This is a genomic window from Pararhizobium mangrovi (genome assembly GCF_006516965.1).
Taxonomy (GTDB): domain Bacteria; phylum Pseudomonadota; class Alphaproteobacteria; order Rhizobiales; family Rhizobiaceae; genus Pararhizobium_B; species Pararhizobium_B mangrovi.
The window spans coordinates 1-13,774 of sequence record NZ_VHLH01000052.1; the positions used below are offsets into that span (position 1 = coordinate 1).

Below are 13,774 nucleotides of genomic sequence, written 5' to 3' on the forward strand. Positions count from 1 at the left end.
CCCTGGACTCTGAAGTCTCACAACCTCAGCATCCCCGGTCCGGACCGGATGGACAACCTAATGAAAGCTCACAACTAGAGCCTTTCAGGTTTATACGGAAGCGCTCTGTTCGATCGTGCCGGTTTCCCACGCGAAGGCGATCGCAGCGCGATGTGGTTCATCGGGAAAGATCGCCGACAGTGAGGCGGAGAAGCAAACGAGCCAGTGGCTCGTTTGCCCGCCGAACGGGAAACCGGCACGGTCGAACCCTTCGGGCCGGCCCTGTTTGCGCCATGACGCTTCGACGGAAGGCTCGACCGTACCACCAGTACGCTCGTCGCCATCCGTCTCGGTCCTGACGCAAACAGGGTCGGCAGAGCGTTTCCGTATGAACCTGAAAGGCTCTAAGCGCACAGGCGCGCATGCGGCACGGAATAGACGCGCTCGCGGCCAAGCACGTGTGCACACAGGCTTTTCCGATCGAACAGGCCGCGCATCGCCGGATGGGAAAGGTCGAGGCCGCCGGCGAGCACGCCGAAGGCCGGCATGACGAGGCGAATGCCATCGGTCGCGAAACAGGCGCGTCGCACCGAGCGTCCGCGCCGCATGACGCGTGCGGCCGGGTGGAGGTGGCCGGCGATCTCGCCCGGTGCCGGATCGGCCGAAGGCTCGTGGCGAAAAATCAGGCCGCATAGCTCGAGCGCGTCGGCGGCCTGACCCGCAAGGTTCGACGGTGCGTCCGGATCGTGGTTGCCGGCGATCCACAGCCAGTCACGGCCTGCTGCTAGCGCATCCAGCCGGTCGCGTTCGCTCGCGCTCATGGCCGCCGCGCCGAGCGCGTCGTGGAAGGAATCGCCGAGGCTGATGACGACGGCCGGCGCATAGCGCGCGATCACCGCTTCGAGCAGGGTCAGCGTGGCGGCCGTGTCGTAGGGCGGCAGGAGCATGCCGCGCCGGGCGAAGGCGGCGGATTTTTCGAGATGCAGGTCGGCGACGACGAGCGCACGGCTTGCCGGCAGGTAGAGCGCGCCGAGCGGATCGGCCACGGCTTCAACGCCGGCGACCTCGATCGCCGCCGTCACCGGTTCGCGTTCCTGCCCCAGCGCTTTCAGCGCCGCCATGCGGTTCATGTTTTGCGTCCCGTCCCCTGTTCGATCGGACCGGCCCGATCGGCACGGTCTGGCGACTTTCGAACTGCTTTCGATCGCCGATGTCGGTGATTCGCCCATACGTTCGCGTTTCATTCTATCGCCAAGCCGATTCCGCCGAAAGGCGTTATCGCCGGGTTCGGCAAGGATGCGCCTGCCATCATGCCACTGCGGTCTCCACGAACGTCATCCTCGGGCTCGACCCGGGGATCCAACCCCGTCTGTCGCGACCAGCGTTGACGATGGGCGGTTTGCTGTCCCAGCCTCTTTGCATGAGCGTCGGCTATTTCGAACGGGCCCTTCACTCCGCTCGTGGCGAGATGGGGTTGGATCCTCGGCTCGAGGCCGAGGATGACGTCGCGTGGAAGGGCGGAACCATCCAACGGCCCCCATCCAAAACAGCGTCAGCCCAACGCCTCGGCCAGAAGGTCCGCTTCCGCTTCCTCGAGGATCGACTCCTGCGCTTCGCCGACGACCGCCTCCTTGCCGGCTTCGAGCATGACCGGCACGGCGAGCGGCGAGATGCGCTTCAGCGGCTGGTGGCGCAGATGCCCCTGCACGCGGGCGAGCATGTCGGCGAGACGACGCACGTCGAGAAGGCCGGAAGCGGCGTCGGCGCGGGTCGCCTGCAGGAGGATGTGGTCCGGCTCGTGGCTGCGCAGGACGTCGTAGACGAGATCGGTCGAGATCGTCACCTGCCGGCCGGTCTTCTCGCGGCCGGGATGGCGGCGCTGGATGAGGCCGGCGATCACCGCGCAGTTGCGGAAGGTGCGCTTTAAAAGCCAGGATTCGGCCATCCACGCGTCGAGGTCGTCGCCGAGCATATCCTCGTCGAAGAGCTCGGCGAGTGAAAGGCTGCCGTCGGCGAGCATCTTCGTCGTGTCGCCGATCGTCCACACGGCCATGGCGTAGTCCGTCGCGACGAAGCCGAGCGGGCGGGCACGCGCGCGTTCCAGCCGCCGTGTGATCAGCATGCCGAGCGTCTGGTGGGCGAGCCGGCCCTCGAAGGCGTAGATCACCATGTAGTGCCGGTTGCCGCGCGGGAAGGTCTCGACCAGCAGTTCGTCGTCCTTCGGAATGACGGATCTTTCCTTCTGCAGCGTCAGCCAGTCGCTCACCTGCGGCGGCAGGGCCGACCAGTGCGCCGGATCGGCGAGCATGCTGCGTACCTTTGCGGCGAGGAAGGTCGTCAGCGGAAACTTGCCGCCGGCGTAGGACGGAACCTTCGGATCGTTGGTCGTCGTCTTCGTCACGATGCATTCGTTCTCGCGAATGCCCTCGAAGCGCAGCACGCGACCGGCGAACATGAAGGTGTCGCCCTGGACCATGGATTCCAGGAAGAACTCCTCGACCTGGCCGAGCACGGGCCCGCCGCGCACGGCCGTGCCCTTGTTGCCGCGTCGCGTCAGCCGGACGTTGAGCGCCGGCGCCTCGACGATGGTGCCGACATTCATGCGGTATTGCTGGGCCGTCTGCGGGTTCGAGACGCGCCACAGCCCGTCTTTCCGCTGGCGGATCTTCGCGTACTGCTCGTAGACCTTCAGCGCATACCCGCCGGTCGCGACGAACTCGACGATGCGATCGAACGTTGCGCGCGTCAGTGTTCGGTAGGGCGAGGCGGAGATGATCTCGCGGTAGAGATCGCCGGCTTCGAAGGGGGCCGCGCACGCCATGCCGAGTACGTGCTGGGCGAGCACGTCGAGCGCGCCGTCGCCGATCGGGGGCGTGTCCTGCGCACCGAGATAGTTCGCGTCGAGCGCTGCCCGGCACTCCATCACCTCGAAGCGGTTCGCCGGCACGAGGATCGCCCGGCTCGGCTCGTCCATGCGGTGGTTGGCGCGCCCGATGCGCTGGGCGAGCCGGCTCGCGCCCTTCGGCGCGCCGACATGGATGACGAGATCGACGTCGCCCCAGTCGATGCCGAGATCGAGCGTGGAGGTGGCGACGACGGCACGCAGCTCGTTGCGCGTCATCGCGGCTTCCACCCGCCTTCGCTGCGTCACGTCGAGCGAGCCGTGGTGGAGCGCGATCGCCAGCGTGTCCTCGTTCGCGTTCCACAGTTCCTGAAAGATGCGCTCGGCCTGCGAGCGCGTGTTGACGAAGACGATCGTCGTGTCGTGCGCCTTGATCGCGGCGTAGATGTCGCCGATCGCGTAGCTCGAGGAATGGCCGGACCACGGCACGCGCTCGGCGGAATCGAGGATCTCGATCTCCGGCTTGGCGCCGCCCTCGACCGTGATGCGCTCGGCCCGGTCCGGCTCGATTTCGCCGGTCTGGCCGACGAGCCAGGCCTCCAGTTCCTCCGGCTGCGCGACCGTCGCCGAAAGTCCGATCGTCTGTAGGCGAGGGGCCAGCGTGCGCAATCGGGCGAGCCCGAGCGAGAGAAGATGCCCGCGCTTGGAGGTGACGAGCGAGTGCAGCTCGTCGAAGACGACGTAGGTCAGGCCGGCGAAGAGGCGTTCCGCATTGGGGCTCGCGAGCAGCAGCGCGACCTGTTCGGGCGTCGTCAGCAGGATGTCCGGCGGGTCGGTACGCTGACGCTGGCGCTTGGTCTGCGGCGTGTCGCCGGTGCGCGTCTCGATGCGAAGCCCGAGATCCATCTCCTCGACGGGGCGGGCGAGGTTGCGCTCGATGTCGGTCGTCAGCGCCTTCAGCGGCGAGACGTAGAGCGTATGCACGCCCTGCTTCGCTTCGCCCGGCTTGCGCGGCCCCCGCCTCGCGAGGTCCGTCAGCGCGGGCAGGAATCCGGCAAGCGTCTTGCCGGCCCCCGTCGGCGCGATCAGCAGCGAGGAAAGTCCGGCCTCGGCCTTGGCGAGCAGCTCGAGCTGATGCGCACGCGGCTGCCAGCCCCGGCTCGCGAACCAGGCGAGAAAGGGTTCGGGCAGGACAATCGGCTGGTCGTGTGCGGGCGCGGCCGGTTCGTGTTTCACGGATACCGATGTAGCCGTATGGCCGGCGAAATCCAGCGCCGATCGCCGACGATCCGTTTCTGCCTTCCCCGTAGGTTTATGCAACGAGCGTCGATTACGGTGCTGGAGCCTCGACCAGATACCGTCCCGCCGCCCAGCCGCGCATGGCGGGATCGCCGGTCAGCTCGACACGACACCATTTGGTCCCGTCGACCATGCGGCAACCGAGGTTCTTGACCACTGCCCCTGCATCGAGTTCGGCGTCGACGCCGTTCGTCGTGCCCGGTCCGGAGCGGAGATTGAGCGTGTCGCCGGCGGCTAATCCGGCCACGCGCCAGAAGTCGGGTCCGCCGGAAAGGCCGTCGGCGTAATCCGGGTTCCGCCGAGACAGATCGGCCGTCGCCCCGTCGTCGGAAATGCCCACATGCAGCGTGTAGCGACCGCTTTCGCCGCGCCGAGCGGCCGAGCGCATAAGGTAGACGCGGATCGAATAGTCGCCGTCTGTAGGCAGGCGGCCGGTGAAGGAATTGCCGCTCGTCGAGCCGATGTGGATCGCGGTTTCGCTGCCCGGCGGAACCACGTTGAAATAGCCGGCGCTGTTCGAGATATCGAGCCGCACCGTCATCGTTTGGCCGGCACGGGCTTCGAGGAGGTAGTCGACGGTCTGGTAGCCTTTGATGGTGCCCGATCGCGTCGCCTGGCTGGTGCCGGGATCGAAGCGGAGGCGATGGGTCGTGATATCCGAAGCCGCGAGCGCGCCGGCCGCCGATGCGACGAGCGCGAGAAGTACGACACATGCCACGCGCATGAGCACAGCCGAAACCCTGCGCATCGCAAGGTGCCTCCCGATGCCTCGCGGTGCCCCCTTCACCGCGCGATCGCATGGATCATCCGGGGGAATGACGGCCGAAATGTGGTTGGTGCGATCGGCGTACACGTCTTTCCTATGCCATCGGCAGCGACATGCTATCATGCTGCGAATCCCATGCACGATGGAGCCGCCCGCATGCCGATCTCGACGAAGCCGAACCTCACCGTGCGCCGCGAGCATCCCTTCAACGCGGAGACGCCCGCCGAACGCCTCGTTGCGGCGATGACGACGCCGACGGCCGATTTCTATGTGCGCAACCACGGCTCGATGCCCGAGCCGGATACCGCGACGCATCGGCTGAGCGTCGGCGGCATGGTCGAGAAGCCGCTGGATCTCGACCTCGCCACGCTGGAGAAGGATTTCGAGCGGCGTGAAGTGCGCGCCCTCATGCAGTGCGCCGGCAACCGGCGGCGTGACCTGCTCGCGGTGGCGCCCGTTGCCGGCGATCCGTGGGGGCCGGGGGCGCTCGGCAATGCCGACTGGTCGGGGGTTTCGCTCGCCGATGTGCTGAAGGCCGCCGGCGTGAAGGAAGGCAAGGGCCTTCACGTCGCGATCGACTGCCTGGACGAATGCGAGATGGACGGCGAGACTTTCACCTACGGCGTGTCGATCCCGCTCGAAAAGGCGATGCATCCCCTGACGTTGATCGCGACCGGCATGAACGGCGAGGCGCTCACCCGCGAACACGGCGCGCCGATGCGCATCGTCGCGCCCGGTTTCGCCGGCGCGCGCAACGCCAAATGGGTGCGCGCGATCACCGTTCAGGACCACCCGTCCGACAATCCGATCCAGCGTACCGAATACAAGCTCTTCCCCTCCGAGATCACCGCCGAGACGGCGGATCCCGCGAAGGGCATGACCATCGAGCCAATGCCGCTCAACAGCGCGATCTGCATTCCCGCCAACCACGCGAACCTGAAGGAAGGCCGAACGACGGTCGCCGGCTGGGCCGTCTCCGGCTCCCACCCGATCGCCCGGGTCGAGCTGTCGCTGGATGGCGGCCGGTCGTGGCTGCAAACGGAGCTGGAAAACGACACCGACCACCCCTGGAGCTGGACGCTCTGGTCGATCGAGGTGCCGCTCTGTGTCGGCGACCACGAACTCGTCGCACGCGCCTTCGACGCCGCGGGCCAGACCCAGCCCTCCCTCTCCGACGACACGTGGAACTACAAGGGGTATCTGGAGAACGCCTGGCACCGGGTGCATGTGGTGGTGGGGTGAAGAGTAGCCGGGGCCCAGAAGTCAGCGCGCAGCGCAGGCAGTTCCTCTATCGTGCCGACCCTACTCACAACGTAGAAGGGTGAAAGTCCATGACCCGGCCGCACGTCGATTTCCCTCCTTGCGGGGGGGGGGGGGGAGATGCCCGGCAGGGTAGAGGGGGTAGCGTCGCAGCAAGAATAAGCCCTTCCGATCGCACCGGGAAGTCTCATCCCCTCTGCCAGCTATACCGATTCTCCCCCGCATGGGGGAAGATTGGCCGCTACAGCTTCCGAAACGCTCTTTCGCAGCGGATACGCCTTTCGCTTGCCCCTCCCGCGCCTATCTCAAGCCTGATGCGTCCCGACGATCTGCTCCATCCGCGCCCCGAAGGGCTCTACTGCCCGCCCGGCGATTTCTTCATCGATCCCGTGCGTCCCGTCGAGCGCGCGCTGATCACGCACGGCCATGCCGATCATGCGCGGTCCGGCCATGCTCACGTCATGGCGACGCGCGAGACGCTCGATATCATGGCGATCCGCTACGGTGCGGATTTCGCCGGGGCGACGCAGGAAGCCGTCATCGGTGAGACGGTGACGGTTGGCGGCGTGACGGTGCGTTTCCATCCGGCGGGCCACGTGCTGGGCTCCGCGCAGATCGCGGTCGAGAAGGAGGGCTTGAGGATCGTCGCGTCCGGCGATTACAAGACGCGGCGCGATCCGACCTGCGCGCGCTTCGAGCCGGTCGCCTGCGACGTCTTCATCACCGAGGCGACCTTCGCGCTTCCGGTCTTTCGCCATCCCGAACCGGCCGACGAGATCGACCGGCTCTTGCGTTCGCTCGATCAGTTTCCAGAGCGGGCCCATCTCGTCGGCGCATATTCGCTCGGCAAGGCGCAGCGCGTCATCAAGCTCCTGCGCGAGCGGGGCTACGAGAAGACGATCTATATCCACGGCGCGCTCAAGAAGCTCTGCGACTATTACGAGACGCGCGGCTTCGTGCTCGGCCCGCTGGCGCCAGCGACCGTCGAGACCGGCAAGAAGGGCGATTTCGCAGGTGCGCTCGTGGTCGGCCCGCCATCGGCCTTCGCCGACAAATGGGCGCGGCGCTTTCCCGATCCCGTCGCCTGCTTCGCGTCGGGCTGGATGCGCGTGCGTCAGCGCGCCCGCCAGCGCGGCGTGGAACTGCCGCTCATCCTTTCCGACCATGCCGACTGGGACGAACTCACCGAGGCGATCGCCACCATCGAGCCGGAAGAGGTCTGGGTGACCCACGGGCGCGAGGAGGCGCTGGTGCGCTGGTGCGAACTGCGCGGCGTCACCGCCCGTCCGCTCAACCTCGTCGGCTACGAGGACGAGGCGGAATGAGGGCTTTCTGCGAATTCGTGGCTCTGCCGAAGAGGTCGTCGATAGGCGGATTGTCCGGATCGGCTTCGGCGTCCCGCGTGATCGCACGATCCTCTTCGTCCGTCATCGCATCGAGCGATGCCCGCGCAGCCGTAAGCGCGCGCTCTTTTGCTGGTTTGGACAACTTCGGCATTCTGATGCGTTCCTTTTTCCTTCCAAGCTTGCTGGACGGTCGAGACGATCGCTTACGAAGATGCCGTTTCGATCTCGCGGCGGGCGGCATCGGCGAGGAAGGCGGAGCGGGTCAGGCCGCGGCGGGCGGCGGCGGCGTCGATCGCGCGCAGCATGCCGGCTTCGAAGGTCAGGTTGGCACGGACCACGCGCGTGTCGCTTTCGATCAACGGCACGCGGATCAGGAACGCCCCCTCGGAAAGGTCGCGGCGAACGTCTTCGCGGGCGAGCACGCTGTCGATCGTCGAGGGTTTAGGCATCGGCTCGCTTTCCGCGAAGAGCCGCAGCGCTTCAATTGCGTTGCCGAGAAGATCTTCCTCCTCGTCGGCAGCGGTGAACACCGTCGCCAGGTCCGGGAACCAGGCTCCGTAGGCGCTGTCCGGCGCCTTTTCGACGACCGCGAAATAGCTGCGGATGGTGTCGCCGCGCTGCCTGTTCGTTTTCGATCTCATGTCCAACCTGCCATTTCGGCGATCTTTCGGGCGGTGCCGGGCGGAAGATCCTTCTTCGGATGCGGAACGACGACGAGCCGGCCATCCTTGCGGAACTTGTGGTGCGAGCCGGTCACGTTCTCCAGAACGAAGCCTTCCTTCTTCAGCCGCTGGATGATCTTCCGGCTGTTCCGTTCCACAAGCGCCCCCTGTCAATACGCATATATATACGTATGTCCACTTGGCAAGTCGAGCCTGGTTTCATTGTCCCCATGCGGGACCGTCGCATGAACCGCTTCGCCGAACTCATCGACCGTCTCGTTCTCACGCCCTCGCGCAACGGCAAGCTGACGCTGCTTGCCGATTATTTCGCGGCCGTGCCGGATCCGGACCGCGGCTACGCGCTGGCGGCAATCACCCGGGATCTGGAGTTCAATTCGGTGAAACCCGCCATGCTGCGCGGGCTGATCGCAGAGCGCATGGATCCGGTTCTCTTCGAGTATTCCTACGACTATGTCGGCGATCTCGCGGAGACGATTTCGCTCGTCTGGCCGGAGAAGAGCGTGCGCGCCAATGCCGTGCCGAGCGTGTCGGAGGTCGTCGGCGCGCTGCAGGAGGCTTCGCGGCGCGAGGGGCCGCAGCTCGTCGAACGCTGGCTCGACCGGATGGACTCCTCGGCGCGCTATGCGCTTCTGAAACTCGTGACCGGTGGCATGCGCATCGGCGTGTCCTCGCGGCTCGCCAAGCAGGCGCTGGCGAATTTCGGCAATGTCGACGTCACCGAGATCGAGGAGTTGTGGCACGGGCTGAGCGCGCCCTACGAGCCGCTCTTCGCCTGGCTCGAAGGCCATACGGACAAGCCGGAGAATTTGGCCGCCGCGCCGTTTCGCCCGGTCATGCTGGCGACGCCGCTGGAAGACGAGGACTTTCCGAAAATCGAGCCTGCGAATTACGTGGCCGAGTGGAAATGGGACGGCATCCGCGTGCAGGTGACGGCCGAGCGCGGTGTCTACAGGCTCTATTCGCGCACCGGCGACGACATTTCCGCGACCTTTCCTGACCTTCTGGAACACATGAACTTCGAGGGGTCGATGGACGGCGAGCTGCTCGTCGCCCGCCACGGCAAGGAGGGGCCGAGGATCGCGACCTTCGGCGACCTGCAGCAGCGGCTGAACCGCAAGACGGTCTCGCCCAAGCTCCTGCGCGATTATCCGGCCTTCGTGCGTGTCTACGATCTGTTGCAGGACGGCGACGAGGACCTTCGCGGGCAGCCCTTCGACGTGCGTCGCAAACGGCTCGAGGCTTTCGTCGCCGGGCTGGAGCCGACGCGCTTCGACGTCTCGGAGATGATCCCCTTCGAGGACTGGGACGATCTGGCGAAGCACCGGGCCGCGCCGCCGCACCCCATCGTCGAGGGTGTCATGCTCAAGCGCCACGATTCGACCTATGTGCCCGGCCGTCCGAAGGGTCCGTGGTTCAAGTGGAAGCAGGATCCCTTCGTCATCGACGCGGTGCTGATGTACGCCCAGCGCGGCCATGGCAAGCGATCGAGCTTCTATTCGGACTACACTTTCGGCGTTTGGCAGGAGGAAGGGCTGGTGCCCGTCGGCAAGGCCTATTTCGGTTTCACCGACGAAGAACTGAAGCAGATCGACAAATATGTGCGCGACCACACGATCGAACGCTTCGGCCCGGTCAGGAGCGTCGAGGCGAACGCCGAAAATGGCCTGGTGCTCGAGATCGCCTTCGAGGGGCTGAACCGTTCGGCCCGGCACAAATCGGGCGTGGCGATGCGCTTTCCGCGTGTCTCACGCCTGCGCTGGGACAAGCCCTCGGCCGAGGCGGACCGGCTGGAAACGCTCGAAAACATGATCGAAGCGGCCGAGCGCGCGGCGGGATAGGGGGATCGCTTGCGGCGTCGGCAAGCCCCGACGGCGTTCGAGGAGATCGTTCCATCCTTGCCGGACCAAGGTGCCGGGACCTTGTGTGCGCCAAGATGCGCCCCTATCTCGGACGGACCCGAAAACGGCAGGGATCGAACGTTCGATGACAGGCAGGGTAACCCGCTTCCTCGGCGACACGCCGGGCCGCACGGTAGTCAAGCTTCTCGTGCTGTCCTTCATCGTCGGCCTCATCATGAGTGCGATGAACTGGTATCCGATGGATATGCTCTACGCCGCGCGCGATTTCCTCGAGCGGTTGTGGGAGACGGGCTTCGCCGCGTTCGGCCGGTTCGGGCAGTATCTCGCGCTCGGTGCGGTGATCGTCGTGCCGATCTTCGTCGTCGTCCGGCTGCTCAATCTCGGCCGACCTTCGTGAGGGCAGCCGGCATTCCGGCGCAGGCTCGCGGTTCCGGCCCTGAAACAGTGCCGAGGGTTGCCGATCCGGCCGCATCACGGCGCGGCCTGGTCCAGGACGGAAGGCTGCGACGGCCCGTCCGTCGCCTTCTCGCGGCGTCCGCTTTTGCGTTGACCTTCGGCATGCTCGCCGGTTGCGGAACGTTCCATACGCCGGACGGCGTCGCCGGACAGGCCATCGTCAGCAGCGAGGCGCTCGCGCGCGTCAACGCCTTCCGTTCCAAGAACGGGCGCCGGCCGCTCGTTACCGATCGCAACGCCTCGCGTGCCGCCCTTCGCCAGGCCGAAACCATGGCATCGAACAGCGAGATGGCGCACAACATCGGCCTCGGCGCGAACTTTCCCGACCGGATGGCGCGGGACGGCGTGCCGCTGCCGGCGGGCGAGAACATCGCGGAGGGACAGAAAAGCATCGCGGCGGCGATTTCGTCGTGGGAGGCTTCGCCCCATCATCGCGCCAACATGCTGAACGGCGCCTATTCCGGCATCGGTGTCGCGGTCGCCCAGAACGCCAAGACCGGCCGGCACTATTGGTCCATGGTTCTGACCGGGCAGTGATCGCGCGAAACGGCTCGCTGTTGCAGAAGGTGCCGAATCCGTTCGCTTGTCGCTTCTTTTGAGACGCTGACGGAGCTGCGATCTCGCTCTTTGCAGGGGACCTCACGCGTATTCCGCAGCCGTGCGGAACAGGATCGCATGCCGTGCCGCAACGGCGTCGGCGTCGCGCGAATAGCCGCCGCCAATGACGCCGACGAGCGGGATGGCGCGCTTGCGGAAGAAGCCGATCACCGCATGGTCCCGCCGCCTCAACCCCTCGTCGGTGAGCGAAAGCCGGCCGAGACGATCGCCCTCGTGCGGATCGACGCCGGCATTGTAGAAGACGATGTCCGGCCGGCTCGCCGCCAGCGCGTTCGGCAGAACCTTTTCGACGGTTTCGACATAGGCGTCGTCCGCCAGGCCGTCGGGCAGGGGCACGTCCATATCGGAGGGCACCTTTCGCACCGGATAGTTCTTCGCCGCGTGCAGCGAGACGGTGAACACCTGACGCGTGTGCATGAAGATCTCGGCCGTGCCGTCGCCCTGGTGCACGTCGCAATCGAAGACGAGCACGCGCGAGACGGCGCGTTCGGCAAGAAGCAGGCTCGCCGCCACGCCGACGTCGTTGAAGGTGCAAAACCCCGCGCCATGCGCGCGCCGGGCATGATGGCTGCCGCCGGCGGTGTTGCAGGCGAGCCCGCCGGAAAGGGCCAGCCGGGCTGCGAGAACGGTCCCGCCCGAGGCGGAAAGGGCACGGCGCGAGACGCGCTCGTCCACCGGAAAGCCGATCAAGCGTTCCGTTTCCCTCGGCACACGACATGAGACGACCTGTTCGACATATTCGCGACGATGGGCGAGTTCGAGCCATTCCGCTCTCGCCAGCTCGGGAATGCGTATCGTGCGATCCGTCAGCAGGCCTTCGGCGCGCAGGATCGCCGCGAGCTTCGAATATTTCGCCATCGGGAAACGATGGTTCGGCGAAAACTGCGCGTCGTAGTCGGGCTTGTGAATGATCGGCAACGGCATCGGCTGCGATATAGATGGCAGCTACGACGAAACCAGCCTGACGCCGATCTGTCCCACTACTTGAGTACGGTGCGATGCGCGGTACCGATAAAATCGCCCTTCGTTACCGATTGCCCTGTCGCGGCCTCCCGTGCAAGGAACGCGCGTTCGATTTCTCCCGTAGAATGGATCGATGGACGGCAAGGCGCGCGACAACGATGAGAAGCGAACGGAAGGGCCGCGCACCGTCGCCGGAACGCCGCGTCCGTTTACGGTGACCCACCGCAAGGTACTGGCGATCGCCGTGCCGATGACGCTCGCCTTCCTGACGACGCCGCTTCAGGGGCTCGTCGATACCGGGGTCGTCGGCCAGCTCGGCGTGGCGACGGCGATCGGCGGGCTGGCCGTCGGCGCTGTCATTCTCGACGTGCTCTACAACACGTTCAACTTCCTGCGCACCGCGACGACGGGGCTCGTGGCGCAGGCTATCGGGCGCGGGGATGCGGGGGAGGAGCAAGCCGTCTTCTGGCGCTCGCTCGCCATCGCGCTCGTTTGCGGGGCGGTCATGGTGCTTGCGAGCCCGCTGGTGATCGCCATCGGCGGATGGGCGATGGATCCAGGCGCCGGCGTCTTCGAGGCGATGGCGACCTACGTTTCGATCCGCCTTCTCTCCGCGCCGGCCGGGCTCGCGAACTACGCGATCCTCGGTGCGCTCCTCGGAAGGGGACGCAGTGCCGCCGCACTGGCGCTCCAGATCCTGATCAACGGGCTCAACATCGTCGTTTCGCTCTGGTTCGGCCTGCACCTCGGCTGGGGCATAACGGGCGTCGCGTTCGGAACGGTCGTGGGCGAGGTGGCCGGTACCGTCTGCGGCTTTGCCTGCGTCGTCGCCGGCTTTGAGCGGGCGAGCCGCCCTTCGCTGGCCGAGGTCGCCGACCGTCGTGCGATCGGCCGGCTGATGGGGCTGAACCGCGACATCATGATCCGCTCCTTCGCGCTGCTCGGCGCCTTCGCCTTCTTCACGCGCACCGGCGCGCAGTTCGGCGCGACGACGCTTGCCGCGAACGCCATCCTGCTGAACATCTTCTTCATCGCCGGAAACTATCTCGACGGTTTCGCAACGGCAGCCGAGCAGATGGTCGGCCGTGCCATCGGCGCCAACTACCGGCCGGCCTTCGACCGCGCGATCCGGCTCGCCACCCTTTGGGGCTTCGCCCTTGCCGCATGCACGGCCGTCGTCTTCCTCGTGTTCGGCGGGCCGGTTATCCGGCTGATGACGACGGCGCCGGAAGTGCGCGCGGCGGCGATCGCCTATCTGCCCTGGGCCGCGCTGACGCCCATCGCCGGCGTGCTCGCCTTCGAGATGGACGGCGTTTTCGTCGGCGCCACGTGGTCGCGCGACATGCGCAACATGATGCTGGTGTCGCTCGGCCTCTTTCTGGCCGCCACGCTTGTCAGCGTGCCGGTTCTCGGCAATCACGGCCTGTGGCTGTTCTTCAACGTCTTTCTCGGCTTGCGCGGGCTGACGCTGACGGCACTCGTGCGCCGCCGTGCGGCCGCGGCCTTTCCGACTGCCTGAGCGGAATAACTTCGCACCCCGAAAGGCCCAACCGCCGATCTGGACCGGCCCAACCGCCAATCCAGTCTGGCCTAACCGTCGATCCAGTTAGGCCTAGGTAGTGGACTCATAAGTTCGCATCCACAGTCTTGCCGATGCGAGAGCGACGGCGGCGAGAAAGTTCCTTGCCAGCTTGTCGTAGCGC

The 13,774-nt window shown here is 66.3% G+C and carries 12 protein-coding genes; 6 read left to right on the forward strand and 6 right to left on the reverse strand.

The genetic code is table 11. The annotated features are described in order from the left end of the window. Window positions 1-383: 383 nt before the first annotated feature. The 3 genes from pdeM to FJU11_RS17745 all read right to left on the reverse strand — a co-directional run bounded on the left by pdeM (window position 384) and on the right by FJU11_RS17745 (window position 4,868). Entirely contained in the window at window positions 384-1,100 is a 717-nt protein-coding gene (pdeM, locus tag FJU11_RS17735; RefSeq protein WP_235891096.1) for a ligase-associated DNA damage response endonuclease PdeM, read from the reverse strand. A 431-nt stretch (window positions 1,101-1,531) separates the two neighbouring features. Further along, on the reverse strand, window positions 1,532-4,057 hold the full coding sequence (locus tag FJU11_RS17740) for a ligase-associated DNA damage response DEXH box helicase (RefSeq protein WP_235891094.1): 2,526 nt from the start codon (window positions 4,055-4,057) through the stop codon (window positions 1,532-1,534). Between the two features lie 94 nt (window positions 4,058-4,151). Next, on the reverse strand, window positions 4,152-4,868 hold the full coding sequence (locus FJU11_RS17745) for an SH3 domain-containing protein (protein WP_141168409.1): 717 nt from the start codon (window positions 4,866-4,868) through the stop codon (window positions 4,152-4,154). A gap of 174 nt (window positions 4,869-5,042) precedes the next feature. On the opposite strand from FJU11_RS17745, the gene FJU11_RS17750 reads away from it, so the two are divergent. Both FJU11_RS17750 and FJU11_RS17755 read left to right on the forward strand, forming a co-directional pair. After that, window positions 5,043-6,128, forward strand: a complete 1,086-nt coding sequence (locus FJU11_RS17750) for a molybdopterin-dependent oxidoreductase (protein ID WP_141168410.1) — start codon at window positions 5,043-5,045, stop codon at window positions 6,126-6,128. A gap of 332 nt (window positions 6,129-6,460) precedes the next feature. Continuing rightward, window positions 6,461-7,471, forward strand: a complete 1,011-nt coding sequence (locus tag FJU11_RS17755; protein ID WP_141168411.1) for a ligase-associated DNA damage response exonuclease — start codon at window positions 6,461-6,463, stop codon at window positions 7,469-7,471. Window positions 7,472-7,695: 224 nt separating this feature from the next. Here FJU11_RS17755 and FJU11_RS17760 read toward each other — a convergent pair whose 3' ends face one another. Both FJU11_RS17760 and FJU11_RS17765 read right to left on the reverse strand, forming a co-directional pair. Next, entirely contained in the window at window positions 7,696-8,097 is a 402-nt protein-coding gene (locus FJU11_RS17760) for a type II toxin-antitoxin system HicB family antitoxin (protein ID WP_141168419.1), read from the reverse strand. 32 nt (window positions 8,098-8,129) lie between these two features. Then, entirely contained in the window at window positions 8,130-8,312 is a 183-nt protein-coding gene (locus FJU11_RS17765; protein ID WP_141168412.1) for a type II toxin-antitoxin system HicA family toxin, read from the reverse strand. An 87-nt stretch (window positions 8,313-8,399) separates the two neighbouring features. On the opposite strand from FJU11_RS17765, the gene FJU11_RS17770 reads away from it, so the two are divergent. From FJU11_RS17770 to FJU11_RS17780, 3 genes are all read left to right on the forward strand, one after another. Next, entirely contained in the window at window positions 8,400-10,013 is a 1,614-nt protein-coding gene (locus tag FJU11_RS17770) for a cisplatin damage response ATP-dependent DNA ligase (protein ID WP_141168413.1), read from the forward strand. Window positions 10,014-10,158: 145 nt separating this feature from the next. Then, the gene (locus FJU11_RS17775) at window positions 10,159-10,431 is read left to right on the forward strand and encodes a DUF6460 domain-containing protein (protein ID WP_141168414.1); all 273 of its coding nucleotides are present in this window, start codon (window positions 10,159-10,161) and stop codon (window positions 10,429-10,431) included. Window positions 10,432-10,580: 149 nt separating this feature from the next. Then, entirely contained in the window at window positions 10,581-11,027 is a 447-nt protein-coding gene (locus tag FJU11_RS17780) for a CAP domain-containing protein (protein WP_141168415.1), read from the forward strand. 102 nt (window positions 11,028-11,129) lie between these two features. Here FJU11_RS17780 and FJU11_RS17785 read toward each other — a convergent pair whose 3' ends face one another. Further along, on the reverse strand, window positions 11,130-12,032 hold the full coding sequence (locus tag FJU11_RS17785) for a histone deacetylase family protein (RefSeq protein ID WP_141168416.1): 903 nt from the start codon (window positions 12,030-12,032) through the stop codon (window positions 11,130-11,132). Between the two features lie 172 nt (window positions 12,033-12,204). Between FJU11_RS17785 and FJU11_RS17790 the strand changes: the two genes are divergently transcribed. Next, window positions 12,205-13,590, forward strand: a complete 1,386-nt coding sequence (locus FJU11_RS17790) for an MATE family efflux transporter (protein WP_141168417.1) — start codon at window positions 12,205-12,207, stop codon at window positions 13,588-13,590. Window positions 13,591-13,774 lie beyond the last annotated feature (184 nt).

Coding starts and splice junctions, on each gene's coding strand:
- pdeM (WP_235891096.1), bottom strand. CDS start 1,100: ATGGCGGCGCTGAAAGCGCTGGGGCAGGAACGCGAACCGGTGACGGCG.
- FJU11_RS17745 (WP_141168409.1), bottom strand. CDS start 4,868: ATGCGCAGGGTTTCGGCTGTGCTCATGCGCGTGGCATGTGTCGTACTT.
- FJU11_RS17750 (WP_141168410.1), top strand. CDS start 5,043: ATGCCGATCTCGACGAAGCCGAACCTCACCGTGCGCCGCGAGCATCCC.
- FJU11_RS17755 (WP_141168411.1), top strand. CDS start 6,461: ATGCGTCCCGACGATCTGCTCCATCCGCGCCCCGAAGGGCTCTACTGC.
- FJU11_RS17770 (WP_141168413.1), top strand. CDS start 8,400: ATGAACCGCTTCGCCGAACTCATCGACCGTCTCGTTCTCACGCCCTCG.
- FJU11_RS17775 (WP_141168414.1), top strand. CDS start 10,159: ATGACAGGCAGGGTAACCCGCTTCCTCGGCGACACGCCGGGCCGCACG.
- FJU11_RS17785 (WP_141168416.1), bottom strand. CDS start 12,032: ATGCCGTTGCCGATCATTCACAAGCCCGACTACGACGCGCAGTTTTCG.
- FJU11_RS17790 (WP_141168417.1), top strand. CDS start 12,205: ATGGACGGCAAGGCGCGCGACAACGATGAGAAGCGAACGGAAGGGCCG.